Source organism: Deefgea rivuli DSM 18356, assembly GCF_000620145.1.
Lineage (GTDB): Bacteria > Pseudomonadota > Gammaproteobacteria > Burkholderiales > Chitinibacteraceae > Deefgea > Deefgea rivuli.
The window spans coordinates 171,202-198,124 of record NZ_KK211082.1; the positions used below are offsets into that span (position 1 = coordinate 171,202).

The window sequence follows — 26,923 nt, forward strand, 5'->3', positions numbered from 1 at the left end:
TCGAAGGAATTTGAACCCGATTTTGCCAAGGTACTCGACGGCGGGCCTCCCCGCATAGCTAGAAGGTGAACTTGGTCAGGTCCGGAAGGAAGCAGCCACAGCTTTTGATGCTAGTGCCGGGGGTCGGGCTCGCCACCTCCCCTCCTTGTATGACCCGTTTTATTGCAGCCTTACCATGTCAGAGCACGGACTGCGGCCTCTACACCTTGCAATAAACCCATAAGCAATTCTATAAATTCGCACTCATCAGTTCGCTTGAACAGCTATTCGCAGCTCTAAATGCATTCAAATCCCCTAGCCGACGTAATTCTTGACCGACATCAACGCATCCCTGCGCCAAAACACGCACTATACGTTTCGCAAGCTGATGCTTCGTGTATCTCCAGTGGTATTGAGCGCCATTCCTCGTAAATCGTCGAATGGCGTTTTTTTCACCTTGAAACCCCGCCGACTCCACTGCATAATCGCCCAAATCATTTTTTGGCGCGCCATATGAAATTTCTTTTCGACCTGTTCCCGATTTTGCTGTTTTTCGGCGCATACACCTACACCGACGATATTTTCCTCGCGACTGGCGTCACCATTGCGGCGACCATCGCACAAGTCGCCTACTGCTGGATTCGCCATCGTCACGTCGACAAAATGCTCTGGATTAGCTTAGTGCTGATTACTGTCATGGGCGGCTTAACGATTATTTTCCATAACAAGCAATTCATTATGTGGAAACCGACCGTACTGTACTGGCTATTTAGCGTCATTTTGGTCGGTGCTTGGCATCTCAAACAAAACAATCTGATCGAAAAACTAATGGGCGCGCAAATGGATTTGCCACGCCCGATCTGGACTCGCGTTATGTACGCTTGGGTCTTGTTTTTCATCGCGATGGGCGCACTTAATATTTTCGTATTTCATAATTTTGATGAAGCGATTTGGGTCAAATTCAAAGTGTTTGGTACTTTAGTGCTGACTTTGGTGTTTGTCGTGGCGCAAAGCCTGTATCTCTCTAAGCACATTTTGCCGGAAGATGAATCCAAACCCTCTGAGCCGCAATAAGGATTATTTATAAAATGCCTTTGTACGTGATTATCGGTACCGACAAAGCCGACTCGCTCGCCGACCGCCTTGCCGCACGCCCAGCTCATCTAGCCCGAATGGAAATTCTCAAAGAAGAAGGCCGTTTGATTTTAGCGGGTCCGTTTCCAGCGATTGATAGCGTTGATCCAGGCCCAGCAGGCTTTACCGGCAGCTTGATTGTGGCCGACTTTGCTTCATTGACTGATGCGCAAGCCTGGGCAGAGAACGACCCCTATGTCGTGAACGGGATTTTTACCGATGTAAAAGTCAAACCCTTCCGCCATGTACTTCCTTAAGAGTCTGGTATGATAATGATCGCCGATGAAATCCGCCTACGTTTGGCTACGCTGAATCCTGAAAATCTTGAAATTTTCGATGACAGTGCTGCCCACGCAGGCCATGCTGGAGCCGCCAGTGGTGGCGGTCACTTTGAAGTCACCATCGTTTCAGCTATATTTGCCGGAAAAAAAACGCTAGAGCGGCACCGTATGGTGTACCAGCCCTTAGCTGATCTAATCCCCAGTCAAATACATGCTCTTAGTATTCGTGCCTTAACGCCGGATGAATTTTAAATAAGATGAATTTTAAATAAAACTAGCTGATTCAATAGAGGAAACACTACATGTTTAAAGCAAACCGTTTGGCCTTAGCTATCGCCGCAGCCACACTGACTACCAGCGTTTTTGCCGCACCTGCAGGCACGATCGCCACTGTTAATGGCGTTGCCATTCCAAGCAGCAAAGCTGATCTATTTGTTAAAGAAGTGACGGCTCGTGGTCAACAAAAAGACACGCCAGAACTGCGCGCACAAGTGAAAGACGAACTCATTAAAAATGAAGTTGTCTATCAAGAAGCCATCAAAAAAGGCGTTGATAAAAGCCCAGAAGCACTCGCACAACTGGAAATGCTGAAACAACGTATTGTGATCGGCGCGTTTGTGAATAGCTACGTTAAAGCTAACCCAATCAGCGATTCTGATTTGCGTAAAGAATACGACAAAATCAAAGCTAACTTTGCTGGCAAAGAATTCAAAGCACGTCACATCTTGGTCGCTACCGAAGCTGAAGCCAAAGCCATTCTTGCTGATTTGAAAAAAGGCAAAAAGTTTGATGAAATCGCTCAAGCGAAATCAATGGACAAAGGCAGCGCAGCAAAAGGTGGTGATTTAGGCTGGGCGAACCCAAATAGCTTCGTAAAAGAATTCGGCACTGCATTAGCTGCACTGCCAAAAGGCAAAACGACTGAAACTGCAGTGAAAACTCAGTTCGGCTACCACATCATCAAATTGGATGACGTGCGCGAAGCCAAAGGCCCAAGCTTTGAAGAAGTGAAAGGCGAATTGGCTCAGCAAATGCAAGGTCAACAAGTGCAAAAAATGGTTGAAGACTTGGTGAAAAAAGCCAAAGTTGAATAAGCTTTTTTAGCAGATAAAAAAACCGGATCATGCTGATCCGGTTTTTTTTATTACTCAGTATCCGTACAAATTTGACTTGGCAATCTCAAAAGCGATGCCAGAAAACATTTGCTGAAGGTGCGCTGCGGCTTATTTCTTAGCTGGCGCACTCGCTTTAGCTGGTTTTTCTGTTTTCATTGGTGCGCTGGCTTTTGGCATTTTATCGGTCTTCACTGGCGCAGCAGGTGCTGCCACTTTGCCACCAACAGAAATTTCGCCTTTAATTTTTGCATACGTACCTTCTTTAATACCTGGTACTTTCATAACATCTTCAGCCGATTTGAAAGGACCATTTTTAGTGCGAAAATCAATGATGTCTTTCGCTTTAGCTGGGCCAATACCTGTGAGCGATTCCAATTGCGCTTGATTTGCTGTATTTAAATCCACCACTGCAAATGCCGCGCTCATCAAAGCAAAACTGGCCAATAAGGTAATAAATAGTTTTTTCAACATGATCAATCCCGTAAAATTTTAGAAGAATGCGTATCGCCGATACGTAGGGGCAACTATAGCAGGCCGCACCATTATTTCCATATTTTGTCAGCTCCAATCAAGGAATCCGTATGAAGGGCATCACACCGCAGCAAACGGTTGAGCATTATGAGAACTTCCCAGTCGGCTCTTTCTTACTCCCAAAACAATATCGCCCTGCTGTTGCCGTCGTGTATCACGTTGCGCGTTATGCGGATGATTTAGCCGATGAAGGCGACGCCAGCTCGGCGGAACGTTTGGCGGCGCTCGATGAATGCAGTGCCGAGTTGCAACGTATTGCACGCGGCGAGCCGGCGCTCACACTGCGCTTTCAAGCGCTCGCGCCCGTCGTGGCTAAATATGCGATTCCACTGCAATTATTTGAAGATTTGTTTTCTGCATTTCGCCAAGACGTTATCAAAACGCGCTACCAAGATTTTGGTGAAGTGATCGATTATTGCCGCCGTTCGGCCAATCCAGTCGGGCGAATTTTATTGCATATCTTTGGCCAAACCGATAGCCGCCAATTGGCGCTCTCAGACGGGATTTGCTCGGCATTGCAACTGGTGAATTTCTGGCAAGACGTTGCAATTGATTGGCAGAAAGATCGCGTGTATTTACCGCAAGACGATTTGCAGCGCTTTGGCGTCACTGAAGCTGACTTAGCCAAAGGCATCGCTAGCCCTGCATTTAAACAATTAATGAGTTTTGAATGTGATCGAGCACGGCGTATGCTGCGCGCGGGATCGCCACTTGGCGTGCAATTACTGGGCCGCGTCGGCTTAGAAATTCGCACGATTGTCTTGGCGGCAGATCGGGTACTGAGCAAAATCAAATTAGCGCAATACGATGTGTTTAATGCGCGCCCTACCCTCACTCGCGGCGATTGGCCGAATATTCTGTGGCAAGCACTGAAATCTGGAATCACGAAAAAAGCATGAGAATGAATCAGAAACAACAACGCGCAATCATTAGTCTGTTCACCGCGCGCTCTTGGGCAGCACGACTTTCTGCGATTTTAATTTTAGCGCTGGCGGCGTTTACGTGGTGGAATCAAAACCAAGTCAGCCCGGGACAACTAACGAAAGGCAGTAGCATTAGTGGCCGTGTCGTTGGCGTGGCCGATGGCGATACGATCACGGTGCTCGATGCCGATAAAAAGCAGTACAAATTGCGTTTGGCGTATATCGATGCGCCCGAAAAAGCCATGCCTTTTGGTCAAGCGGCGAAAAGCAACTTGTCGGATTTAGTTTTCGAACAACAAGTCACCGCGCAGATTGATGACGTCGATCGCTATGGGCGCGGCGTAGCGCGGATCAACAAAGCTGAGCAAGATATTAACTTGGCGCAAGTGAATGCAGGCTACGCTTGGCACTACACTACCTATGCAAAACGGACGCAAAGCAGTAGCGACTTTTCGCGTTATGCCGATGCTCAACAGCGCGCACAAGCACAGCGCAACGGCTTATGGCAGGATACAAATCCAACGCCGCCGTGGGATTGGCGTAAAGCAAACCGCTAGGTTTGAATCGACAATACATTGATGTATTGCTCGCTAGGCAATATTAAATATTACCTAGCGAGCAATACCCATCAATACCGAAACATAAAATACACCGCCCCCACCATACACAAAGCCGCCCACAGATAATTCCATTGCAAGGGCTGCTTCAGATAAAACACTGCCAATGGCATAAACACCGACAGCGTAATGACTTCTTAGATGATTTTGAGTTGCGCCGAGCTACACACTGGATAGCCAATTCGATTGGCAGAGGCTCTGCAGCAAATATTCAACAAAAGCGATGCTCCAGCTCAGCGAAGCCATCAACAACCAAAGTTTTGTTTGCCCCTCTTTCAGGTGTGCGTACCATCCAAAGTCATAAATAAATTAGAACTAAACAAGCAATAAAAATACTCGAAACACCTGCTGGTAAGTTCATCAAGGTCAAATCTCTGAATATTTGGTAGAATTGCGCCAGTTGACCGCGAACCCTTTCTCGCATGGAATCCAAATGCTCGTAGCTCGTTTCACCCTTGCAGCACTTTTCTCTGCCCTCGCTTTTGCCGCTCACGCTGGCGAAGCCGAGGATATTCAGCAATTATTACGTGCCAAGCAGTTTGTGCAAGCCATTGAACGAGCCGATAAATTTCTAGTCAAATCCCCCAAAGACGCACAGGTGCGTTTTTTACGCGCGATTGCGTTGACCGAAGCCGGCCGCAACGACGAAGCGATTAAAGCCTTCACCAAATTATCCGAAGACTATCCGCACCTGCCAGAGCCGTACAATAATTTGGCGGTGCTCTACGCCAATAGCAATCAGTTTGATAAAGCACGTTCCGCGCTGCAAATGGCGATTCAAACCAATCCAAGCTACGCCATTGCGCATGAAAATATGGGCGACTTATACGCCCGCCTTGCATCGCAAGCGTATGACAAAGCCTTGCAACTGGAAAACAATAATTCCCAAGTACAAACCAAGCTGAAATTAGTCAGCACGCTATTTAATCCAAATCAAGTGCCTAGCGCACCGGTAAAAGCCGCCACAGCAGCAGTGCCCGTAAAAGCGGCACCTGTGCCAGTGGCTACGCCGATTCCTGTCGTTGCCAAAGCCAGCGCAACAGCGCCAGCGAAAGTCGCTTTAATTACCCCTCAACCGACCTTGCCAGCGACGGTTGCCACGAAACCGCCAGCCAAAGCAACTGTCGCACCAACAAGCGCACCTACTGCAAGCGCAACCGTTAAGCCAAGCCCATCACCAGTGCCAAAAACCAATGAGCGCAATGCCGATCGCCAGCAAGTGATTGCCAGTGTAGAAAATTGGGCCAATGCATGGAGCAAGCAAAATGTGGGCGGCTACGTGGGTAGCTACGCCAAAGGCTTTAAAGCGCCAGGTGGACGTAGCGCTTGGGAAAAAGATCGCCAACTGAAGATTTCTGGTCCGAAATCAATTAATGTGCAAGTCGATATTCTTAAAGTTGACTTCATCGACGATGACACTGCCAAGGTCAAATTGCGCCAAGATTACAAATCAGATCGCCTCTCAAGCAGCACCGTCAAAACCCTGACCCTGCAAAAATCGGGCAATCGCTGGTTGATTCTTGAAGAACGGATTGGTGGTTAAGTATACGCATGTCACGTTTACCACCTTGGGCCAAGCGCGTAGCGTGCTTGGTCATCTTGCTTTGTTTGGCCACTGCCGCCACTCCGCGTTTATTTGAATTTGGCGATACCACGTTTAGGCTCACGCCCGACAAGCCCGGCGTAGCTCATTCTGGCAGCAATGAAAGCCGTATTCTCGCCGCGCTGGATGCTATCCGCGCGGGCAAGATGGCAGATGCGCGGGCCACTGTGGATGCCTTAATCGACGAGCAACCCAATTACCGCCTCGCTCAATTACTGCGCGCCGATCTCTATGCCATGCGCGCGATGCCGCTCGCTACGATTGGCGGAGGCGTGGCCAGTGCGCCAAGCAGCAGCGTGCTGGACGATTTGCGCAAGGAAGCCTTGGTACGCATTGCGCATCGCGATGAAGACAGCACAACCGCCAATCGCTTGCCCGCCAATATCGTCGCTTTTGCCCCGCAGCAAAAATACGCCATTGTCGTCGATGCTTCCACATCACGGCTGTATGTGTTTGCCAATGAGAATGGCCAACCTAAACGTATCAAAGACCATTACGTCACCGTCGGTAAGCTCGGCGTCGATAAAAAAGTCGAAGGCGATCAACGCTCGCCGCTCGGCGTCTATTTTGTCACCAGCCACTTAACGCGGCCGCAACTAGACAAAACCTACGGTGATTTAGCCGATTTATACGGCGTGGGCGCTTGGCCGATTTCTTATCCCAATGAACTTGATCGTAGTCAGAGTCGCACCGGCCACGGCATTTGGCTACACGGCAGCCCTGCCGCAACTTACGCTCGCGCGCCGCAAGCGTCTAATGGCTGCGTGGTGCTCACCAATGAAGAAATGCTCGATGTATCAAAATATCTGCAACCGGGCAATACACCCGTCATCGTCGCGCCAAAAATTGAATGGCTGAGCGAAGCGCAGTGGCAGCAGCGCCATACCGCAGGCTTAGCCCTGCTCAACGAGTGGAAAGAAAAATGGGCAAAACTCGATTCGAATGGCTATCTAAATTTTTATGGCGATGACTTCCGTAGCGCTGAAGGCCAAAATATTCAAGCTTGGCGCAGCCAAAAAGCGGCGGTCAATCTCGGCAAAACATGGGCGAAAGTTGAATTGAATAATGTGTCTATTTTTGCTGCTGGCGAGAATAGCTCACAGCTCGTTACGACCTTTGAGCAAGACTACCGCAGTAATAATCTGAACAATCAAATGAAGAAACGCTTGTATTGGCAACAAGGTACAGAAGGTTGGAAAATCATCTGGGAAGGCGCAGCCGCAAACTAAGGGTATTTTACTGTATGCCTTTCTATATAATGGCTACAACTCAATACCCATAAAAAAACCCGCTTGAATCTAAGCGGGTTTTTACTTACTGTGGATCGTGAACTGGGGGGCTTATAAAGTCAAACCACCTGTCACTTCAATCGCGGCACCGTTGATGTAGCTGGCTTCATCTGAAGCCAAAAACGCATACACGCTGGCGATTTCGGAAGGCTGTGCGAGGCGACGCATCGGCACTTTTTCTTCCATCGCTTGAATCACTTTTTCTGGCATGTCATTCAAAATCGGCGTAGCCACAAAACCTGGGCAAACCGCATTTGCACGAATGCCTTTTTTACCGAGTTCTTTTGCCCAAGTTTTCACAAAGCCAATCACGCCAAATTTCGACGCTGCATAGTTAGACTGACCAAAGTTACCATACACACCGACCACTGACGACGCGTTCAAAATCACGCCCGAATTTTGCGCAATCATCGTATCGACAACGGCTTTCGTGCAGTTGTAAACGCCTTTCAAATTGACATCAATAACGCGGTCGAACTGATCTTCGCTCATTTTGAACAATTGGGCGTCCATGACGATGCCGGCGTTATTCACTAACACATCAATCCGATTGTATTTTTCTTTTACGGCAGCAACCATCGCGGCAATCGTATCGGTTTTGGTAACATCAACCACAAAACCAACTGCATCCGCCCCGCCCGCCACTAAGGCCGCAACGACTTTATCAACACCAGCTTGGTTGACGTCGCAGACGACCACTTTCGCGCCTTCAGCAGCAAATTTAATGGCCGTAGCTTCGCCGATACCGCTAGCAGAACCTGTAATGATGGCTACTTTGTCTTTCAGTCTCATGGCACACCCTCTTCACGGTCGACGCCCTCTTTGGGCAAGACCCATAGCATAGAGCACATGTTGCGTCGCAACAATAGACAAGAAAGGGGAATTGATACAAAAATCACCTAAACATTACGCAAAGCGAAATTTAGTGATCATTGCCTTGGATCAGCGAGCGGCAGTCAACAACTTGTAAGTCATTATCCCGCGCAAAAGTCATGATGAATTCAAACACGCGCGGATCGATTTTTTCGAGTTGCTTATCCACCGCCACACAGCGCACATTATTATGCACCATCGGTCGCACAAAGGGTGCGTAAGAAAGCTTTTGGTCGACACCAAAAGTCGACAGAATGCCCGACAGGCGCTCGGCCCAATCGCTAGGACGAAACTCGCGTCCATTGCTGGTAATGCCTTGAATAATGATTTCGTAGGGATTGCAGATCATGTGGGCGCTTGGCTTTTTTAATTCGAGAACTGCCTGCATTATACCACCGCCCCTAGCTGCAACGCATGAAAATGTAGCTCAGCTTGGAATAAGTACATCCTCCACAAATCAAGCAAAATACTTGCTTTTTTAGGGTATAACACTGAAAATACTCGTTTTTTCAGCCATTTGGTCGCCCTCTAACGGCGTGCGGCCAGGACAAAACTCTGATGCGTCACTACCTAAAGTTCAGCGATTTCACTCTTGAAGAATACCAATACCTGTTTGAACGCACGGCTAAATTAAAAGCCCGTCTCAAATCAGGTGCCCTGTACCAGCCATTGCCTGGCAAGGTACTCGGGATGATTTTTGAAAAATCGTCAACGCGAACTCGGGTATCGTTTGAAGCGGGCATGTTCCAATTGGGCGGCCATGCGATGTTTTTGCAATCCAAAGACACGCAATTGGGTCGCGGCGAACCGATTGAAGACGTCGCCAAAGTGATGAGCCGCATGGTCGACATCGTCATGGTGCGTACGTTTGAGCAAACGATTATTGAGCGTTTTGCCGAAAATTCTTTGGTTCCAGTGATTAACGGCCTGACCAATGAATATCATCCTTGCCAAATCATGGCCGATATTTTCACCTATATCGAACATCACGGCTCAATTGAAGGCAAAACCGTATGCTGGGTGGGCGATAGCAACAATATCAGCCGTACTTGGTTGCAAGCCGCCAAAATCTTCAATTTCAAACTTAATCTGGCTTGCCCACGCGGTTACGAAATGACCGTGCTCGATGGCGAAACGTATAGCTCAGACAACTTCGAAACCTTTACCGATCCATACCAAGCCGCGCGCGATGCCGATATCGTCACCACTGACGTTTGCACGTCGATGGGTTACGAGCGCGAAACGCTGCAACGCAAAAAAGACTTTATCAATTACAAAGTCTCAGAAAAATTGATGCTGCAAGCGAAAGCCAATGCGTTATTTATGCACTGCTTGCCAGCGCATCGCGGCGAAGAAGTCGATCCTGAAGTCATCGACGGCCCACAATCAGTGGTGTGGCAAGAAGCAGAAAATCGCATGCACACGCAAAAAGCGGTCATTGAATATCTGCTCTTAGGTCGCGTGGACGATTAATGTTTGGCATCACCGATCTTTGGACTTACCTGCTGGGCACCGTGCTGATTATTTTGATGCCGGGCCCCAACTCGCTGTTCGCGCTGACGATGGCCAGCACGCGTGGGCGTAAGGCTGGCTTTGCTGCTGCGGCAGGAATTATCGTCGGTGATTTTATTTTGATGTTGGCAGCGACTTTGGGCGTGGCGTCTTTAATGAAGGCCAACCCGATTGCCTTTGATGTAATCCGCTACCTAGGTGCTACCTACTTGATGTATATCGGTGTACGTGCTTTGCTAGCAAAGCCACAGCCAGATACCCCAACTAACCAGCCCAGTGAAAACTCTACCCATAAAGCATTTCGTTCCGCACTGGGAATTTCGCTGATCAATGTGAAAGCAATTTTGTTTTTCATGGCTTTTTTCCCGCAATTTGTGAATCCAAACTATCCGCATGTTTGGCACACGTTTGCGGCGCTCGGCCTGATTGTGCAGTTGGTTAGCATTAGCTATTTAACGCTATTAATCCTGCTGGGCAGCAGCCTATCGCGGCGGCTTTCAGCTAAAATCTGGCTGAAAACCGTATTAAATAAATTAGTTGGCACCCTGTTTGTGAGCTTTGGCGTACGCTTGGCACTGAACTAAGTATGAGTGCAAAAATTTTATAGCAAGACAGTAAGAAAACTTTTGCTTGAACACGATTCGCAATTTTCTTTTTTGAACATCTTCAGACTAAGGCAATACGTATGTCCGATATTAATAAAGTAGTTCTCGCTTATTCCGGCGGCCTTGATACATCTGTCATTTTGAAATGGCTGCAAGACACTTACCAATGTGAAGTGGTGACCTTCACTGCCGACTTAGGCCAAGGCGAAGAACTCGAACCTGCCCGCCAAAAAGCACTGCAATTTGGTATCAAGCCAGAAAATATTTTTATCGACGACTTGCGTGAAGAATTTGTTCGCGACTTCGTATTCCCGATGTTCCGCGCTAATACCGTATACGAAGGCGAATACCTGCTCGGCACCTCAATCGCACGTCCATTGATCGCCAAACGCCAAATCGAAATCGCCAACGCCACTAACGCTGATGCGGTATCGCATGGCGCAACCGGCAAAGGCAACGATCAAGTTCGTTTCGAACTCGGTTATTACGGCCTGAAACCGGATGTGAAAGTGATTGCACCGTGGCGTGAATGGGATTTATTGTCGCGCGAAAAACTGCTCGCTTACGCCGAAAAGCACAATATCCCAGTGGATATGAAACACAAAAACGGCGGCGCACCGTATTCGATGGACGCCAACTTGCTGCACATCAGCTTTGAAGGCCGTCACTTAGAAAATCCATCGGCTGAAGCTGAAGAAACCATGTGGCGTTGGAGCGTGAGCCCAGAAAACGCACCGGATGCAGCTGAATACCTCGATGTTGAATTCGAGAAAGGCGATATCGTGGCGCTCAATGGCGTGCGTATGTCGCCAGCGACGGTATTGACTAAATTAAACGAACTCGGTGGCAAGCATGGCATTGGCCGTTTGGACTTGGTTGAAAACCGCTATGTTGGCATGAAATCACGCGGTTGCTACGAAACACCGGGCGGCACCATCATTCTGAAAGCGCATCGCGCAATCGAATCGATCACGCTGGATCGCGAAGTAGCGCATTTGAAAGACGATTTAATGCCACGTTACGCCAGCATGATTTACAACGGCTTCTGGTGGGCCCCTGAGCGTAAAGTATTGCAAACGCTCATCGATGCAACGCAAGAAACCGTGAATGGCTGGGTGCGTTTGAAATTGTATAAAGGCAATGTCATTGTCGTAAGCCGTGATTCAAAAACCAATTCATTATTCGATATGAATATTGCAACGTTTGATGATGATGGCGGCGCGTACAATCAAGTCGATGCGGGTGGCTTTATTAAATTGAATGCACTACGTATGCGTATTGCAGGTCGTTTAAATAAATAAGTTTTGCTTTAGATAAAACCAATTAAAACGGCTCGGTCATTCTGAGCCGTTTGCACTCAGATAGAGAAAGCCAATGCTTGATGCACTTTTAGCGATGGATGAAGAAAAATTTACCACGCTGTCGGTGACGATTTTATGCACGGGCTTAATCATTTATATGGGTTTTATTATTTACAATTTAGCCAAAGAATCCAAAGCCGGAAAATATGGCACGATTGTGCTGTTTTTTGTTTTAGGCTTTGGCATGCTGGGTTTTATTGCCAAAGAAATTTTAAGCCAAGTATTAACTCATTAAGTAACAGTACAAAAGTTTTCACGCAAGGCGCAAAGCCAAAGACAGTGCAGGTAGTACGGCGAGGCGCAGCAACGCAGCGTGAGAACTTTTGACTTACTACTTAAAATTAACCTTTATCTAGGAAATCATCATGAGCCAATTTGATAATGTATCGGTTTTAAAACAAGGTAATGTGTACTTTGACGGTAAATGCATGAGTCACACCGTGGTATTTGCGGATGGTACGAAAAAAACTGTAGGCGTGATTTTGCCATCGGCATTGAATTTCAATACTGGTGCACCGGAAATCATGGAAGTAGTTGCAGGGGTATGCAACGTTAAGCTAGCTGGAGAAAGCGCTACAAATACATACTCTGCTGGTCAATCATTCAATGTACCTGGCAATTCAAGCTTTGATATTGAAACGACTGAAACCTTGCACTACGTTTGCCATTTCGCTTAAGAGCATATTTTAAAAGTGCTACGCATCCCGTGATAGCGGTGCGGGCGGTGCTCGGAATCCTCATGTACAAATCGTACATTGCGGTTCCTGTGCTCCGGCCTCTCCGCTCTAACGGGCGCTCGCTACTTTTAAAACACTCTCTAAGCGCGAGCTGATACCAAATCAGGACGACTGTTCTGATTTGGTAAGCCATATTTCCCATCTATCTTCCAAGCGAGCTAAATTATGCCTTCTTTCGACATTACTTCTGAAACCGATATGGTGGCATTAAAAAATGCGATTGATGTGGCCGCGAAAACCATCATTAATCGTTATGACTTTAAAGGCACCAGCGCCAAAGTTGAACTCAATGAAAAAGATAAGCTGATTACTTTAAACGGCGACTCTGAATTTCAACTCGATCAAATTAAAGATATTGTTTTCCCGGCGCTCGAGAAAAAAGAACCCGAGAGCAGCAAGCGACTCGAACAAGGCGACATCCAAAAAGTTTCCGGCAATAAAGTGAAGCAAGTGCTGACCATCAAAGATGGTATTGATAAAGAACTAGCAAAGAAAATTATCACTATCATTAAAGATTCAAAACTTAAAGTTCAATCGGCGATTCAAGGTGATGAAGTACGTATTACCGGCAAGGATCGCGATATTTTGCAAAGCGTGATTGCTTTAATGCGTAAGTCTGTGAGTGATTTCCCACTGCAATATCAAAATTTCCGCGATTAAATCTCGCGTCAGCATAAGGTTCAACTAATATATAAAGCAACATCCATTTGCTATTCACAGGTTGAGCCTTATGCACTGGCCATCGAAAAAACCTTACCTCGCGCCATTTTTCTCATTAGTTTTTGCCGTGAGTGTACTCTGGGTCTTAGCGATCCAAATTACCGACTCCTATCAAGGGGAAATGAAGCGCGCCAACCTAGAAATAGAAAACCTCAGCGCTTCGATAGAGCAGGAACTCCTCGCCACATTCCGCGAAATTGAATTAGCCCAAAATCTTGCAGCAGCACAAATTAATTCTAATATTTTTTCGGCGAATCCAAACCAAAACAGTCTAAATAAAACCTCTGAATTATTACAAAACCATTTGTATCTGCTACCTACCATAGATACGATTGGGATTATTGATTCCACAGGAAAACTAATCGCTTCAGCAAACCAAAATCCAACATCCACTACAGAAAGCAATCAAGAATTAATTATTTCAGCAGCCAATAGAAAAGATGTAGGGCGTATTACAATAGTACAAATAGATAAAACGAAAAACGCTCTACTGCTAACACAGAATATCAAAATCGAAGAGGAAAATTCAGCCGTATTTTTTTCCAGCATTTCGCAAGCTGCCATTGAGAAAATTCTCAAGCAGTTCAGCAACAATGAAAACACGTCCATTTCAATTATTAACCTTGATTTAAATGCCGTCAGTACAAAACCTAAGCAGTCAGTTAATCAAAATGAACTAAAATATTTAATACGCTCAAGGGAAAAATTTCAAACAACCAGTAGTTACAAAAATAATACTGCGATCCAAAGTAGTATTCGCCAAATTGCGAACTCTTCACTCTTTATTATTGTTTCCAAGCACAATTCAAACTACTTATCTAACTGGAAGCATACAGCTTTAGTTTATGTTTTAGGTAGCTTTTTAATGCTTGGGCTATCCTTGATGATGATTTATTACTTCTGGCGCTCACAAAGACTCAATCAAACCTTAATCCAGAAAGAAAGTAAATTAATCGCCAGTGAAGCACGTTTTCGGCAAATGATTGAAGCAATGCCAATTGGTTTAATTCTAGCAAGGATGCCTGATTTTTTAATTCTGTATATTAACCAGCCTGCCGCACAGACATTAGATATGCCGCAAGCGACTGCGCTATCAAAACGAGCATTCGACTTTTATCATGATACCGCTGAATTCAAGCAGCAGATTAATCAACTGACTGAACTTAAAGCACCGCAAAACATTGAATGTATTTTACAAAAAAATACCAAGGAACAATTCTGGGGCAGCATTTCAATTTCAATGGTGCAAGGCACAGAAACACAAATGCTACTAATTGGCATAGTGGATATTAGCGAGCGCAAACAGTTAGAGGCTGAATTAAAGCATCAGGCAACTACGGATGTTTTGTCGGGCCTATTTAATCGCGCTCATTTCATCCACTCAGCCAGCAATGAAATGCAAAGAATTCAACGCCATCAGCGCAATGCGAGCCTATTAATGCTAGATATCGATCATTTTAAACGCGTCAATGATAATTATGGACACGATGCGGGTGACTTAGTGATTCAAGCGATTGCATTAACCTGCAAAAATATATTGCGGGATATCGATATCCTCGGTCGACTCGGTGGCGAAGAATTTGCCGCCCTACTCCCAGAAACAACACCTGCTGCTGCGTTGCAAGTTGCCGAACGCCTTAGAAGCGCAATTGAGTGCAGTCGCATTCAGCTTAAAGATGGGCAAATCATCCGCATCACCAGCAGTATTGGCGTGACTGAAGTGAGTATTCACGATGAAATTATCGACATCCCACTCAAACGAGCCGATTTAGCAATGTATGCTTCGAAGAAAAATGGCAGAAATCAAGTTCAATACTATAAAGAGGCCGAGCAATAATTTTGATCACCATCAATACAACTAGGTAAAAGATGCGATTAGATAGAGCATCACGACTAGGAGAGCATGATGGAAAATTCACCGCTTGGCGTTATTCTATTTTCAACTGTTGGCTTACTCAGCCTCTTCACTATCGGCTTTATCATCGCCATGGCGATTTATCTCTTTATCTACGTACAGCGCCGTGTGAATGCAGAAATAGCAGAACGAGATTTAAGCCAAGATAAAGAATAATCTCGCACAATTATCTTCTGTATAAGCCAAAAAATTCATCCTTTTCCCCTAAGCGACTGCCACTCCAGAGCAGTGAATCACTCTGGCTTGGCGGCTCTTTTGACCGCTGCAAATACAAAGCACACTGATTATCTGGACGTGCATCGAGCTCTAAATCGGTAAAATAGACAATGGCTGCGGCGGGATCTTTAGCAACAAGGCTTAGATCAATACATTCATGACGTCTGGACTGCATCGCCTCTGCCAATCCTTCGGCAACTGGGCGATAAGATTTGCCCGCATCGACCCAAGTTTGAAACAAACCAACCAACAAGCCAATCAATAAAGTGAGGCCACTCACCCAGCTCGTCAACGCTCTACGTCCAATTGGACGCTTGCGACACAGAACCTGCCCCCAGAGTAAGGTCACCAACACAGCAAATGCAGTGCCATAACTGAATACCGACATTTCAGCAGGGCTGAATCGTCGCAAATAAGCGACGACCTCCAAAGGGTAACCCAATACCAGAGCCAACCAGAAAAACCACACAACGAGCACTGCAAGGCCCAATGTTAGTAAACTAAACCAATTCAGTGCGGCAGCAGCCCCTCTGCGTAACTCATCCACGCCGCCGCTTGCCAGCAAGGAGAGCGTGACCAAAAGTGGTAACACCAGCGTTTCATTGGTTTTACTCACCAGCGTCACAAATACAATTTGTGCCAGCAGCAGCGTAATCAATAATTGCCAGCGAGGCTGGCTCAATTCGCGGCGAAACACATACAATGCCCAGCCCGCCAGTGGCAGAGCCGGCCAAGCAAACCAAACCAGTACCGATGGTAAAAAGCCAAAGTTATGTCCGATTGCAAATGAACGCGCCCCACCAAAAGGCCCCCATGCATAGTAGCGCCACCATGTCTGAAACAAATCACTGGAACTAGTTTGCAGCGAATAACCCCACAGCGCCGCAATCGGAAATGCAATCAACACAGCAGTCAGTAAAGTAATGGCGTAACTTAACTTTCTCCACTGCGTAAACATAAGCATCAGCGATGAAATCAATACCGCCAGTAAAGCATCAGCCCAGCTTGCTCCCGTTAATAGCACCAAGAATACGCAAGCTAGAATAACCCCTGCTCGCAGAGGACGTTTTATTGCCAGCGCCAGTGCATAAGCAAGCCACGCAAATCCGCACAACACGACGACCGCCGGTGAAACATGGTGCCCCCATAAAGGTAAACCAAGGCAACCTAAGAGAATCACCACAGCAAGCCGGCCATAACGGCGACCAAAGAGTTCTCGTGCAGCGAGGCCTGTTCCCCACAAACCCAGCGCCATCCACAAGCCGGTGCTTAATCGGGCTGCATCATGCGCAGCTACACCAAACCAAGACAATGCATTGGCCAGTAACGCAGCAAGCCAAAAATAAAGCGGCGCCTGATTAAATTGTGGCACGCCTGCGATCGATGCCAGCGTCCAATCTGAATGATGCATAAAGTAGGCCACAATCGCCATACTTACATTTTCATCCGGTTTCCATGGATCGTGCCCAACTAAACCCGGAATTAACCAGAAAAAACAGAGCAATAACAGCAGCCAAGGCTTATCTTGGCTTTTTGTTACATTCACAGGACGGTCTTGGGTAGCTTGATAGGTCAGCATGTCATATTCAATGAGTATGTCTAAATAATTTTGGCATAAGCCAATAAAAAAAGGCAGCTATAAAGCTGCCTTTTTTTATTTCTAACTCTAAATTAGCGAGCGAATCGAGCGAATTTAGAATTGAATTTCTCGATACGACCTGCAGTATCAACGATTTTTTGCTTGCCAGTGTAGAATGGATGGCATTCTGAGCAAACCTCAACGTGCAAATCTTTGCCTAATGTAGACGCAGTTTTGAATGCGCTACCGCAAGAGCAAGTCACGTTCATTTCTTTGTAATTTGGGTGGATATCAGCTTTCATGTTCTTTTCCTTGGGTTAGCGGGCGCCGGGATTTTGCCGACGCTGCAAAGTCTGGGATTATCGCAAAATGCGGGCTAATCCGCAAGAATTAACGGCGCATCGAGTCAAAAAAATCTAAGTTCGTTTTCGTTGACTTGAGCTTATCCATCAAAAACTCCATCGCTTCAAGGTCGTCCATTGGGTAGAGTAATTTACGCAGCACCCAGATACGCTGTAATTGCTCTGGTTTAATCAATAACTCTTCGCGGCGCGTACCCGATTTATTGATATTAATGGACGGGAAGATGCGCTTTTCGGCCATGCGGCGATCAAGCTGAATCTCATTATTACCCGTGCCTTTAAACTCTTCATAAATGACATCGTCCATACGGCTACCCGTATCAACTAAAGCCGTAGCGATAATCGTTAAGCTACCGCCCTCTTCAATATTTCGTGCGGCGCCAAAGAAACGTTTAGGACGTTGCAAAGCATTCGCGTCGACACCACCCGTCAAAACTTTGCCCGATGATGGAACCACGGTATTGTAAGCACGTGCTAAACGCGTGATTGAATCGAGCAAAATCACCACATCTTTTTTGTGCTCAACCAAACGCTTGGCTTTTTCAATGACCATCTCGGCCACTTGAACGTGACGCGTAGCAGGCTCATCAAAAGTAGATGACACAACTTCACCCTTCACGGAACGCAACATTTCAGTCACTTCCTCAGGGCGCTCATCAATCAGCAGCACAATCATGACGACTTCAGGATGATTGGCAGTAATTGCATGTGCAATATGCTGCAACATCACGGTTTTACCAGTTTTTGGCGGCGCAACGAGCAGAGCACGCTGACCTTTACCAATCGGCGCCATCAAATCAATCACTCGACCAGTAATATTTTCTTCAGCGCGAATATCACGTTCTAACTTCAAACGCTCAGTTGGAAACAACGGCGTTAAATTCTCGAACAGGATTTTATGCTTAGAAGCTTCAGGTGCATCGCTATTCACGCGATCCACTTTCACCAAAGCAAAATAACGCTCGCCGTCTTTAGGGATGCGAATTTCACCCTCAATCGAATCACCTGTATGCAAGTTGAAACGACGAATCTGGCTAGGGCTCACATAAATATCATCAGGCCCAGCGAGGTAAGAAGTATCAGGGCTACGCAAAAAGCCGAAGCCATCTGGCAAGACCTCAAGTGTCCCCTCACCGAAGATGCTCTCCCCTTTTTTGGCTCGATTTTTCAGCAAAGCAAAAATTAAATCTTGCTTTCGCATGCGATTGGCACCGTCAATTTCAAAACTAATCGCCATTTCGACTAATTCAGTGACGTGCAGATGTTTTAGATCAGACAAATGCATAAATAATTACGCTTAAAATAAAGTAAAGGGGAGGTAGTACGGGATATTCTTAGAGGGGGTAAGCCGTTATGTGGAGCGCTTAGCGCGCCACATAACCTTACTTTTTTGAAGCGTATATGGATTTAACTACAGTGTCAAATATTACTATCAATAAATGCAGTCAATTGTGATTTAGACAAAGCGCCGACTTTCGTCGATTTCACTTCACCACCCACAAACAGCATCAAAGTAGGGATACCGCGAATACCAAACTTAGGTGGTGTGGCTTGATTTTCATCGATATTGAGTTTAGCAATTTTCAGTTTACCCGCATATTCAACGGCAACATCATCCAAAATTGGCGCAATCATTTTGCAAGGACCGCACCACTCAGCCCAATAATCCACTAAAACAGGCTCTTGTGCTTGCAGTACTTCTGCTTCAAATGTCGCATCGGTGACATGTAAAATATTTTCGCTCATGATTGATGATTCTCCAGTGTTTACGGGTTAAGCCAAATAAATGCGATTTAATTACCGACCTTATCTAAATCTATTAATGCGGCCTAAAATATAAATTTCAAGCACTTTCAGTTAAAAAGCTGCTGCAACAGCCTCATCCAAGCGCTCAACAGCGGTGACAGTCATCCCTTCAATCGGCTGCCGTGGGCGATTCGCCTTAGGTACAATCGCGTGGGTAAATCCCAGTTTTGCCGCTTCTTTTAAGCGCTCTTGCCCTCGTTGCACAGGACGAACCTCACCCGCCAAGCCCACTTCACCGAACACGACCATTTTAGCTGGTAAAGGCTTATTCTTCAGTGACGAAACAATTGCAATTAGCATGGCTAAATCGGCAGCAGGTTCAGAGATTCGTACACCGCCCACCGCATTAATAAACACATCCTGATCAAAAGCCACAATACCAGCATGGCGATGCAAAACGGCCAGTAGCAAAGCCAAGCGATTTTGCTCGACGCCCACAGCAAGCCGCTTCACTTGCGGGGAATGGGCGTCATCCACCAAGGCCTGCACTTCGACCAACATCGGCCGCGTTCCTTCCTGCGTCACCATCACACAAGAACCCGCAACAGGCTCTGCATGCTGACTCAAGAACATTGCCGACGGATTAGAAACTTCGCGCAAACCTTTATCGGTCATCGCAAACACACCTAACTCATTAACCGCGCCAAAACGATTTTTAATCGCCCTAATCAAACGAAAACTAGAGTGCGTATCTCCTTCAAAATACAGCACTGCATCCACAATGTGCTCCAAAACACGCGGGCCAGCAATCGCACCGTCTTTAGTAACATGACCCACCAATAAAACTGATGTGCCGTGCCGTTTGGCAAATCGCGTTAATTGCGACGAACACTCCCTAACCTGGGCCACACTGCCTGGCGCACTGGTTAACGCTTCGGTGAACATGGTTTGAATTGAATCAATCACGACTACTTTTGGGGCTTCATTCGCCAACGCCAGTAAGATCTTTTCCAAACTAATTTCGGGGTAAAGGCGAACTTTAGCTGTAGGCACTCCCAAGCGGCGCGCTCTTAATGCAATTTGTTGTGCCGACTCTTCGCCGCTCACATACAGTACCGGCTGAGTTTCGGAGAGTTTAGCCAACGCTTGCAGCAGTAAAGTCGACTTGCCGATTCCTGGATCACCGCCAATCAGCACCACACCGCCGGGTACCAAGCCACCGCCCAATACACGATCCAATTCCTCCATATTCGTAGGAATACGAGGTACTTCTTCTGCATTAACTTCGGATAAGTTTTTAATTGCGCCATCTGCGGCCAATGACTGAAAGCGCCCAGTTGCCGCTTTGGCTTCAGTGATACTTTCCTCAAGCGTATTCCAGTCACCACACTGCGGACACTGTCCCTGCCATTTGGGCGAGAGACCACCGCACATGCGGCAAACAAAATTTGTTTTAACTTTACTCATAGAATCCAAATGAAAACGGCTCGCACTGCGAGCCGTTGAACAAGGCACGAAAACGTTAAATATACTTGAATAAACTTAAATCTTGAACCTGAGAAAAGCTCTTGCGAGTTGCATCTAAAACCATCTGATTTTGCGCAAAATCACTAATTGCTGCAGCGTAATCTAGATCCTGCAATCCCGACAGGGTTTTTGCATATTGTAGTTTCAAATCTTCAGTTGTGTCTTTGACCGAATCAGTTTCAAGCATCCTTGAACCTAGAGAGGCTTGAGAGGTCAGTACATTCCCCAGAGAGTTAGACAAATTCGACAGTGCCGTATTTAACTGGTTTTGAAATGCTGCAGCACCTGTAGAGCCTGACTGAAAAGACTTCAACGCAGATGACAGCGCCCCCAAGGTACTAAATAAATCCACGTGAGTGCTGGCCTTCACTGAAAATTGATCGCCAGCCGCTGGGCTACCTTTTACATCCATTTTCACACCAAAATCCCAAGCCGCCACAGCACCGGGATCAGATGCTAACTGCTTAAACTCAATGTCCGCATTTTCTGCGTAGACCCGAGGAAGGGCAGAGCCCGCCGCACGAGGTACTGCAGCACCATCAATTAAAGACACATTACTAGCGTTATTCACTAAATCATAAGTAGTAATTGTTTTTCCTACATTAGCTGGATCTGGCAAGACTTGAAACTGAATACTAAAATCACGCGGAGCAGGGGCAAGCTGCCATTTATTCGGATCAAGTACTTCACCAGGACTCACAATCCCGCTTCCTGTATTGGCTGGGTTATAAGCGGTTACAAATGTCCCATTGCCATTTTTAATTCGTTGGAATATATCGCTCCCAGATTCGGAAATGGGTAATTGCCGACCATCTGAGATTTGCACTAAGCGTTTTCCATTATCGCCATTATAAGTGACCTGACCAAAAGCAGCCTCCGTAAAAGGTTTGGTATCCCCCTGAAAGCCCGAGTACAAATAATTACCTTGTCCATCCGTCGTATTTGCTAATCCCAAGAGCTCTTGATACCGACCTTGTAAATCTGCCTCAAGTATTTTTTTCTCATCTGAAGCAAATGCGGCATTGCCCGCACGCACTGCTAATTCTTGAATATAATGAATACTCGATGTAACTTGATTCAACGTTGATTCACTTAAGCGCATAAATGAATCTGCAGTAGAGCTATTCGTAGCATATTGTTCATTAATCGATTTTGCCTGTGAAATATCAAGCACACGTGCAGACGCAATAGGATCATCTGCAGGCGTCAATATTTTACGCCCAGAAGATAGTTGGGCTTGCAATTTAGCTTGATCAGACTGATGTCGTTGCAATGCATTGCTACCCAGATTAAATAGGGTTGTAGTCGCGATACGCATTTTAAACTCTCCTAATTTAGTCCAGCTTAACGGCCTAAATTAATAATCTCATCAAATGCTTTTTGTGCAATTTGAATCACTTTGCTTGAAGCTTGATAGGCTTGTTGATATCGCAACAAATTTGCAGCCTCTTCATCCAAGCTAACAGCAGACACCGAGTCTCGACTATTTTCGGCGCTTGATAATAATTTGTCTTGTGCCTTAGCCATAATCGTTGCTTCATTCGTTTGCGTACCAATTGTCGCAACCATACGCCCATATGATTCTTGATATGTTGCCGTTTTACCGTCCAATACTCGATTCGTCTGCAGCTTTCCCATTACGAGCGCATTGCGATTATCTGCACTGGCGGTACTCACATTTTTCTGCACCGTTACGCTATCGCCACTCGCTGGCAATCCATCTAATTTCATGGTCCAACCATTATAACTAACAGTATCACCCGCCTTATAAGGCACCGTACCCGCAACAGCCGGTACAGCACCAGCGACACTAAATGCCATCCCAGATGGCACTACCGAAGCATCAGGTGTAAACGTCAGTGTAACCGGTGTAAAAATATTAGGATTCAAAGAAGCATCAGTCGTTAAAGTGGTTTGTGCAACGGCATCCGGCTGAGTAATCTTCAACGTTCCCGTATTCAATGGTGCAGGTGCTTTAGGCTCGACGGCAGACACGGGCCCCGCAGCGGCAATTTCACGCGGATCCGTAATCCTGACTCCAAGTTGATCAATAAATCCCTTCAAAGGCATGATGGTAAACTTATCTCCTGCCGCGGGTGTCGTGCTCAAAGACAATGACAAACCACCCGCAGTGGTAAATCCAGCAGGCGTTGTCAATGCTGCGGCCTCAGCAGGCAGCAGAGTATACTTACTACCATCACTTAAATTAGCCAGCGCATAATTCGTGCCATCGTAAGATAATTCGTAGTTACTGGTCGTTAACTTGGAAATATCCTGAATGTAACCGGTCAAATTTGCCGTGGCGGGTACGGTGTTATTCGTATTTGGGCGCACGACGCCAAGCGCAGGGGCATCAATGCCTGCACCTAAGTTGGTTGTCGGATATGACCAAAAATTTTGCCCTAAATTACCATTCAAATCCTGCCCAGCTTTGTGTTGCTGATTGAATGTTGTCACCAAACCCAATGCAGTCCGCTCTAAGCTATTTTGCGCCAGATTTAAAGACTGGCTACGATAATCCAATAATGCGCCTAATTGGCCACCACTAACTAAATTATCAGGTAATAAAATTGAATTACCATTTTGTTCATAACTAATTGATAAACTTTCTGGATCTGCTGGATTAGGTACCGCGCCCAAAGTGTAGGTTTGTGAACCCACCACTAAACCTTGACCATTACCAACAAACAAATTAATTGAACCATCACTTAAAGGCAGAGATGTTGTTTTGATTAATTTATTCAAATCTTTGACTAATAAATCACGTTGATCCAATAAGTCATTGGGGGGCTGCCCACTACTTTGCGCAACAACAATTTTATTATTTAAATCACCCACTTGCGCAGCATAAGCATTGATACTACTCACTGTATTCTCAATTTCGCCATTCAATGATGAGCGCTGCTCACTCAGGCGTTGTGAAAAAACATGAAACCGATTCAGCAGTGTTTGCGCGCTCGACAGCATTGCTTGGCGTGATGGCGGATTCGCCGGATTGGTCGCGACATTTTGCACCGACGAGAAAAAATCTTGTAACGCAGGGGAAACCCCAGCTGTAGGATCGGCGACAATATTATTAATTTCAGATAAATGCGCCAGGCGAGTATTTTGGTAGCTCGATTGCGTTTGTGCAACTTCAACCGCGCGGGTCAAAAACTGATCATAAATCCGTACAATCGAATCGACTTTCACACCCAAACCATTAAAACCACTTCCCGCCAGCTGAGGATAAGGGGCGCTTTGCCGAAGGCCTTGCCGCGAATAACCATCCGTGTTGACGTTGGCAATATTATGCCCTGTGGTACTTAAACCCAAGTTAGCGGCATTTAAGCCGGATACGCCAATACCAAATACAGATGAGGCCATGATGCTTTGCTCCTATTCTTTACTTTATCGGCTTTAAGCGCCCATTCTTGAATTGTTCACACCCAAACGGGCGGCCACACTCTCGGCCACACGGGCTAGTTTATTCGCGTAATTTGGATCGGTGGCATAGCCTTCTTTTGCCAAAGCCTTACCAAAACCCACTGCATCACTACCTTGACCTAAAGCATCGCCAAAGCGCCGTTTCATCACGCTGGCATAGTCGGCAAAGGCTTCGGTGTAGGAGTCATAAGCACGAAATTTTTCGACTCTTTTTTGCGCCACACCATCAACAAACTCAGTCGTTAACACATCGGTGGTTTTACCTTGCCAGCTTGAACCCGCTTTAATCCCGAACAGATTGAATGAGTCTTTGCCTGCGGCATCCGTAATATTTTTTTTGCCCCAGCCTGTTTCCAAAGCGGCATGCGCCAATAAAACATGTGGCGCAACGCCTAACGCTGCGGCAGTACTTTTCGCTGCGCTACTTAATTTACTAATAAAATCACCTGCAGTACCCACTGCTGGCTTATCGGCAACACTGGCTGGCGCAACGGCAGTTTTTGCCGCAACCGCAGGAGTCGAGCGGGCATAAGGCAAGCCACGATCAGCGAAGAGATCAACACCTCGGCGCAAGGGTTGTTGCAGTAGTTCAGGATTTTGTTGGACTTGAATTTGCCGAGCAATCACGTCGGCCAAACCCAAGCCACCTTTGGCCGACCACATTTGGGTCAATTGTTGATCGTGCATACCACGGAACATCGTCAGGCCACTGCTACCATTGAGGTCATCAGTCGGGCTCGCAGTACGCATGGCCGCTAGCATTTGCTGCATCAGAACGGCTTCAAACTGCTGCGCCACGCCTTTTGCACCCGCAGCAGCGTCGGCGCGATTGGCCACACGCAGCTGATTCATCGCTTTTGGGTCGATGGCGAGCGTGTTCTGAATGGCATTGCTGGCGGTATTCACGATGCTGCTCCAAAGTGCAAATGGCTTGATTGATACAAACCAAAGCAAGGAGCATGCCGAAAGTAATTTACTTGGCTTAAATTAAGTATAAAACAGACAAAAGCACAGATGTATATCGATGCAAGCAATAAGTATTAAAGCCTGCATCAATATACCTAGAGAATAAACAACTAAATAATTTCAATCACCGCATTCAAAGCGCCGGCTGCTTTCATTGCCTGCAAAATAGCGAGTAAATCCTGCGGCGTCGCGCCCACCGAATTCAGGGCACGAACGACCTGACTCAGTGAAGTGGCTTTTGGTACTTTCACCATCGGGCCTTTACCGGTTTCAATTCCTACTTCAGCATTCTGTACCCGCTTCGCCTGCCCTGCCGCGAGCGCGTTGGGTTGTACCACTTGATTATCCGCAATGATCGTCACAGTCAAGTTGCCGTGCGCGATTGAGCATTCTTGTACAGTGACTGCCTGATTCATCACCACAGAACCCGTTCGCGCATTAATAATGACTTTGGGATTCATTTGCGCGGGAGTGACATCGATCGTTTCCAAACGCGCCAGAAAAGCGACGCGCTGATTCGGATCTTGCGGAGCACGAACTTGAATCACTCGTCCATCCAGAGCGCTCGCGACCGCTCCTACTTGGCTATTAATCGCGTTCACCACGCGACTTGCGGTTGAGAAATCCGTTTGCAGCAGCTCTAACTGCACAAACTCACCACTCCCCAGTACCGTCGGCACCGCCTTTTCCACTGTCGCTCCAGCAGGAATCAATCCAGTCGCCAACTGATTCACTTGCACACTTGTCCCTGCGGCGGCAGCACCAGCACCAGCCACCACCAGATTACCCTGCGCCATGGCGTAAATTTGTCCGTCCGCGCCTTTCAAAGGCGCCATCAGCAAAGCACCACCACGTAGGCTACGTGCATTCCCGATAGAAGAAACCACCACATCGAGCGGCTGCCCTGGCCGCGCAAACGGTGGCAAAGTCGCCGTGACCATCACAGTAGCCACATTTTTAAGCTGGATATTGCCGCCCAATGGAATTTGCACGCCTAGATTGGTCAGCATATTGCGGATCGATTGCACCGTAAATGGCGTTTGCGTGGTTTGATCCCCTGTCCCATCCAAACCGACAACCAAGCCATAACCCACCAATTGGTTATTTCGTACGCCTGCAAAGCTAACTAGCTGCTTCAAAGGCTCTGCAACACTAGGCAGCGATAAACAACACAGTAAAGTGGCCAAAATCAGGCGACGCATATTCAAGCCCTTTATCATCGCTAACATTAAAACGGCCAAACCGACAAAAATGCGCGTTGCATCCAGCCCATCGTGTTGGCATCGGCAATCGCGCCCTGCCCGACTTGTTCGATTCGCGCATCGGCAACACGCGTCGAAGAAACGGTATTTCCGGCGCGGATATCGGCAGGATTAACCACTCCGGTAAAGCGAATCAAGCTCGTCTGCCCATTCACCGCAATTTGCTTCTCACCGCCAAAGACCAAATTACCATTCGATAAAACATCCACGACCGTAACGGCAATCGTGCCACGGAAGGTGTTGCTGCTATTGGTTTGCCCTTTGCCAGCAAAGGTATTCGCCGAAGTCACATCGGCGCTGGCATCCAGCATTTTGTTCAGTACTGATGGCATATAGGGCAAATCAGTCGTGCCACTCAACTTCAGACTACCACTTCGATCCGCTGCACTATTGGCCGAGTTCACCGCAGACAGGCTTTCTTCAATCGCAATAATCAAGATATCGCCAACGCGGCGCGCATTTGGCTCTTCAAACAACAATTTGGCCGTGCCTGACTGAAAAATAGAACCATTACTAGCCTGAGTCAGTACGGTTTGCTGTGGGCGTGCACTCACTGGCTGAGTCACAATTGATTGCGGCGCAACACAAGCCGTTAAGCCCAATGAAACCAGGACAACAGCCAGAATGCGAAAATTATTCAATGT

General features: G+C 46.8%; 30 protein-coding genes, 2 other RNA genes and 1 pseudogene. 18 read left to right on the forward strand and 15 right to left on the reverse strand.

The features are described from left to right. Nucleotides 1-39 precede the first annotated feature (39 nt). From ffs to Q320_RS0113645, 5 genes are all read left to right on the forward strand, one after another. Nucleotides 40-137: signal recognition particle sRNA small type (ffs, locus tag Q320_RS21380), an RNA gene on the forward strand. Nucleotides 138-492: 355 nt separating this feature from the next. Beyond that, on the forward strand, nucleotides 493-1,053 hold the full coding sequence (locus Q320_RS0113630; RefSeq protein WP_027469456.1) for a septation protein A: 561 nt from the start codon (nucleotides 493-495) through the stop codon (nucleotides 1,051-1,053). A 14-nt stretch (nucleotides 1,054-1,067) separates the two neighbouring features. Beyond that, nucleotides 1,068-1,370 carry a YciI family protein gene (locus tag Q320_RS0113635; RefSeq protein ID WP_027469457.1) on the forward strand — a complete coding sequence of 101 codons (303 nt, stop codon included), beginning with the start codon at nucleotides 1,068-1,070 and terminating at the stop codon, nucleotides 1,368-1,370. Between the two features lie 15 nt (nucleotides 1,371-1,385). Next, nucleotides 1,386-1,646, forward strand: coding sequence for a BolA family protein (locus Q320_RS0113640; RefSeq protein ID WP_245591021.1), 261 nt, complete (start codon nucleotides 1,386-1,388; stop codon nucleotides 1,644-1,646). Nucleotides 1,647-1,696: 50 nt separating this feature from the next. Further along, nucleotides 1,697-2,488, forward strand: a complete 792-nt coding sequence (locus Q320_RS0113645; RefSeq protein ID WP_027469459.1) for a peptidylprolyl isomerase — start codon at nucleotides 1,697-1,699, stop codon at nucleotides 2,486-2,488. A gap of 129 nt (nucleotides 2,489-2,617) precedes the next feature. Here the strand turns inward: Q320_RS0113645 and Q320_RS0113650 are convergent, their stop codons facing one another. Further along, nucleotides 2,618-2,980 carry a ComEA family DNA-binding protein gene (locus Q320_RS0113650; RefSeq protein WP_156939072.1) on the reverse strand — a complete coding sequence of 121 codons (363 nt, stop codon included), beginning with the start codon at nucleotides 2,978-2,980 and terminating at the stop codon, nucleotides 2,618-2,620. Between the two features lie 110 nt (nucleotides 2,981-3,090). Here Q320_RS0113650 and hpnC point away from each other — a divergent pair, with 110 nt between their 5' ends. Next, a complete protein-coding gene (gene hpnC, locus Q320_RS0113655) occupies nucleotides 3,091-3,939 on the forward strand; it encodes a squalene synthase HpnC (protein ID WP_027469461.1) in 849 nt (282 codons plus the stop codon). A 2-nt stretch (nucleotides 3,940-3,941) separates the two neighbouring features. After that, the gene (locus Q320_RS0113660; RefSeq protein WP_245591022.1) at nucleotides 3,942-4,520 is read left to right on the forward strand and encodes a thermonuclease family protein; all 579 of its coding nucleotides are present in this window, start codon (nucleotides 3,942-3,944) and stop codon (nucleotides 4,518-4,520) included. A 71-nt stretch (nucleotides 4,521-4,591) separates the two neighbouring features. On the opposite strand, the gene Q320_RS22280 is transcribed toward Q320_RS0113660, so the two are convergent. Both Q320_RS22280 and Q320_RS22180 read right to left on the reverse strand, forming a co-directional pair. Beyond that, nucleotides 4,592-4,693, reverse strand: a complete 102-nt coding sequence (locus Q320_RS22280; RefSeq protein WP_156939073.1) for a DMT family protein — start codon at nucleotides 4,691-4,693, stop codon at nucleotides 4,592-4,594. A gap of 49 nt (nucleotides 4,694-4,742) precedes the next feature. Continuing rightward, the gene (locus Q320_RS22180; RefSeq protein ID WP_156939082.1) at nucleotides 4,743-4,886 is read right to left on the reverse strand and encodes a DMT family protein; all 144 of its coding nucleotides are present in this window, start codon (nucleotides 4,884-4,886) and stop codon (nucleotides 4,743-4,745) included. 127 nt (nucleotides 4,887-5,013) lie between these two features. On the opposite strand from Q320_RS22180, the gene Q320_RS0113670 reads away from it, so the two are divergent. Together Q320_RS0113670 and Q320_RS19925 are read left to right on the forward strand one after the other, a co-directional pair. Then, nucleotides 5,014-6,123, forward strand: coding sequence for a tetratricopeptide repeat protein (locus Q320_RS0113670; protein ID WP_051534754.1), 1,110 nt, complete (start codon nucleotides 5,014-5,016; stop codon nucleotides 6,121-6,123). An 8-nt stretch (nucleotides 6,124-6,131) separates the two neighbouring features. After that, a complete protein-coding gene (locus tag Q320_RS19925) occupies nucleotides 6,132-7,412 on the forward strand; it encodes a L,D-transpeptidase family protein (RefSeq protein ID WP_051534755.1) in 1,281 nt (426 codons plus the stop codon). A gap of 111 nt (nucleotides 7,413-7,523) precedes the next feature. On the opposite strand, the gene fabG is transcribed toward Q320_RS19925, so the two are convergent. Both fabG and Q320_RS0113685 read right to left on the reverse strand, forming a co-directional pair. Beyond that, complete coding sequence (gene fabG / locus Q320_RS0113680; protein ID WP_027469464.1) at nucleotides 7,524-8,264, reverse strand: 3-oxoacyl-ACP reductase FabG; 741 nt, start codon at nucleotides 8,262-8,264, stop codon at nucleotides 7,524-7,526. A gap of 145 nt (nucleotides 8,265-8,409) precedes the next feature. Beyond that, nucleotides 8,410-8,694, reverse strand: a pseudogene (locus Q320_RS0113685) (DUF3579 domain-containing protein); the annotation flags it as partial. A 209-nt stretch (nucleotides 8,695-8,903) separates the two neighbouring features. On the opposite strand from Q320_RS0113685, the gene argF reads away from it, so the two are divergent. From argF to Q320_RS21650, 9 genes are all read left to right on the forward strand, one after another. Next, entirely contained in the window at nucleotides 8,904-9,818 is a 915-nt protein-coding gene (argF, locus tag Q320_RS0113690) for an ornithine carbamoyltransferase (RefSeq protein WP_027469466.1), read from the forward strand. Beyond that, a complete protein-coding gene (gene leuE, locus Q320_RS0113695; RefSeq protein WP_027469467.1) occupies nucleotides 9,818-10,441 on the forward strand; it encodes a leucine efflux protein LeuE in 624 nt (207 codons plus the stop codon). Before argF ends, leuE begins: the two co-directional genes overlap by 1 nt. Before the next feature lie 101 nt (nucleotides 10,442-10,542). Then, nucleotides 10,543-11,763, forward strand: coding sequence for an argininosuccinate synthase (locus tag Q320_RS0113700; RefSeq protein ID WP_027469468.1), 1,221 nt, complete (start codon nucleotides 10,543-10,545; stop codon nucleotides 11,761-11,763). Nucleotides 11,764-11,857: 94 nt separating this feature from the next. After that, nucleotides 11,858-12,058: a DUF2788 domain-containing protein gene (locus tag Q320_RS0113705; protein ID WP_027469469.1), complete on the forward strand. Its 201-nt coding sequence runs from the start codon at nucleotides 11,858-11,860 to the stop codon at nucleotides 12,056-12,058. A gap of 130 nt (nucleotides 12,059-12,188) precedes the next feature. Further along, nucleotides 12,189-12,500, forward strand: coding sequence for a pyrimidine/purine nucleoside phosphorylase (gene ppnP, locus Q320_RS0113710; protein WP_027469470.1), 312 nt, complete (start codon nucleotides 12,189-12,191; stop codon nucleotides 12,498-12,500). Nucleotides 12,501-12,562: 62 nt separating this feature from the next. Continuing rightward, nucleotides 12,563-12,635: non-coding RNA, sX9 sRNA (locus Q320_RS21390), on the forward strand. Between the two features lie 90 nt (nucleotides 12,636-12,725). Next, the gene (locus tag Q320_RS0113715; protein WP_027469471.1) at nucleotides 12,726-13,220 is read left to right on the forward strand and encodes a YajQ family cyclic di-GMP-binding protein; all 495 of its coding nucleotides are present in this window, start codon (nucleotides 12,726-12,728) and stop codon (nucleotides 13,218-13,220) included. Between the two features lie 70 nt (nucleotides 13,221-13,290). Beyond that, the gene (locus Q320_RS20985; protein WP_027469472.1) at nucleotides 13,291-15,117 is read left to right on the forward strand and encodes a diguanylate cyclase; all 1,827 of its coding nucleotides are present in this window, start codon (nucleotides 13,291-13,293) and stop codon (nucleotides 15,115-15,117) included. Nucleotides 15,118-15,183: 66 nt separating this feature from the next. Then, entirely contained in the window at nucleotides 15,184-15,351 is a 168-nt protein-coding gene (locus tag Q320_RS21650; protein WP_245591023.1) for a DUF3149 domain-containing protein, read from the forward strand. Between the two features lie 10 nt (nucleotides 15,352-15,361). On the opposite strand, the gene Q320_RS0113730 is transcribed toward Q320_RS21650, so the two are convergent. The 10 genes from Q320_RS0113730 to Q320_RS0113775 all read right to left on the reverse strand — a co-directional run bounded on the left by Q320_RS0113730 (nucleotide 15,362) and on the right by Q320_RS0113775 (nucleotide 26,920). Continuing rightward, a complete protein-coding gene (locus tag Q320_RS0113730; protein WP_027469473.1) occupies nucleotides 15,362-16,990 on the reverse strand; it encodes an ArnT family glycosyltransferase in 1,629 nt (542 codons plus the stop codon). 92 nt (nucleotides 16,991-17,082) lie between these two features. Beyond that, entirely contained in the window at nucleotides 17,083-17,292 is a 210-nt protein-coding gene (gene rpmE / locus Q320_RS0113735) for a 50S ribosomal protein L31 (protein ID WP_027469474.1), read from the reverse strand. A gap of 88 nt (nucleotides 17,293-17,380) precedes the next feature. Beyond that, complete coding sequence (rho, locus tag Q320_RS0113740; protein WP_027469475.1) at nucleotides 17,381-18,637, reverse strand: transcription termination factor Rho; 1,257 nt, start codon at nucleotides 18,635-18,637, stop codon at nucleotides 17,381-17,383. 134 nt (nucleotides 18,638-18,771) lie between these two features. Further along, the gene (trxA, locus tag Q320_RS0113745; protein ID WP_444542288.1) at nucleotides 18,772-19,101 is read right to left on the reverse strand and encodes a thioredoxin TrxA; all 330 of its coding nucleotides are present in this window, start codon (nucleotides 19,099-19,101) and stop codon (nucleotides 18,772-18,774) included. 108 nt (nucleotides 19,102-19,209) lie between these two features. After that, the gene (gene radA / locus Q320_RS0113750; protein ID WP_027469477.1) at nucleotides 19,210-20,565 is read right to left on the reverse strand and encodes a DNA repair protein RadA; all 1,356 of its coding nucleotides are present in this window, start codon (nucleotides 20,563-20,565) and stop codon (nucleotides 19,210-19,212) included. A gap of 55 nt (nucleotides 20,566-20,620) precedes the next feature. After that, nucleotides 20,621-21,943: a flagellar hook-associated protein FlgL gene (flgL, locus tag Q320_RS0113755; protein WP_027469478.1), complete on the reverse strand. Its 1,323-nt coding sequence runs from the start codon at nucleotides 21,941-21,943 to the stop codon at nucleotides 20,621-20,623. A gap of 26 nt (nucleotides 21,944-21,969) precedes the next feature. Continuing rightward, nucleotides 21,970-23,991: a flagellar hook-associated protein FlgK gene (gene flgK, locus Q320_RS0113760; RefSeq protein ID WP_027469479.1), complete on the reverse strand. Its 2,022-nt coding sequence runs from the start codon at nucleotides 23,989-23,991 to the stop codon at nucleotides 21,970-21,972. Between the two features lie 33 nt (nucleotides 23,992-24,024). After that, on the reverse strand, nucleotides 24,025-24,957 hold the full coding sequence (flgJ, locus tag Q320_RS0113765) for a flagellar assembly peptidoglycan hydrolase FlgJ (protein WP_051534756.1): 933 nt from the start codon (nucleotides 24,955-24,957) through the stop codon (nucleotides 24,025-24,027). A gap of 170 nt (nucleotides 24,958-25,127) precedes the next feature. Further along, entirely contained in the window at nucleotides 25,128-26,219 is a 1,092-nt protein-coding gene (locus tag Q320_RS0113770; RefSeq protein ID WP_027469481.1) for a flagellar basal body P-ring protein FlgI, read from the reverse strand. 26 nt (nucleotides 26,220-26,245) lie between these two features. Continuing rightward, entirely contained in the window at nucleotides 26,246-26,920 is a 675-nt protein-coding gene (locus tag Q320_RS0113775) for a flagellar basal body L-ring protein FlgH (protein WP_245591024.1), read from the reverse strand. Nucleotides 26,921-26,923 lie beyond the last annotated feature (3 nt).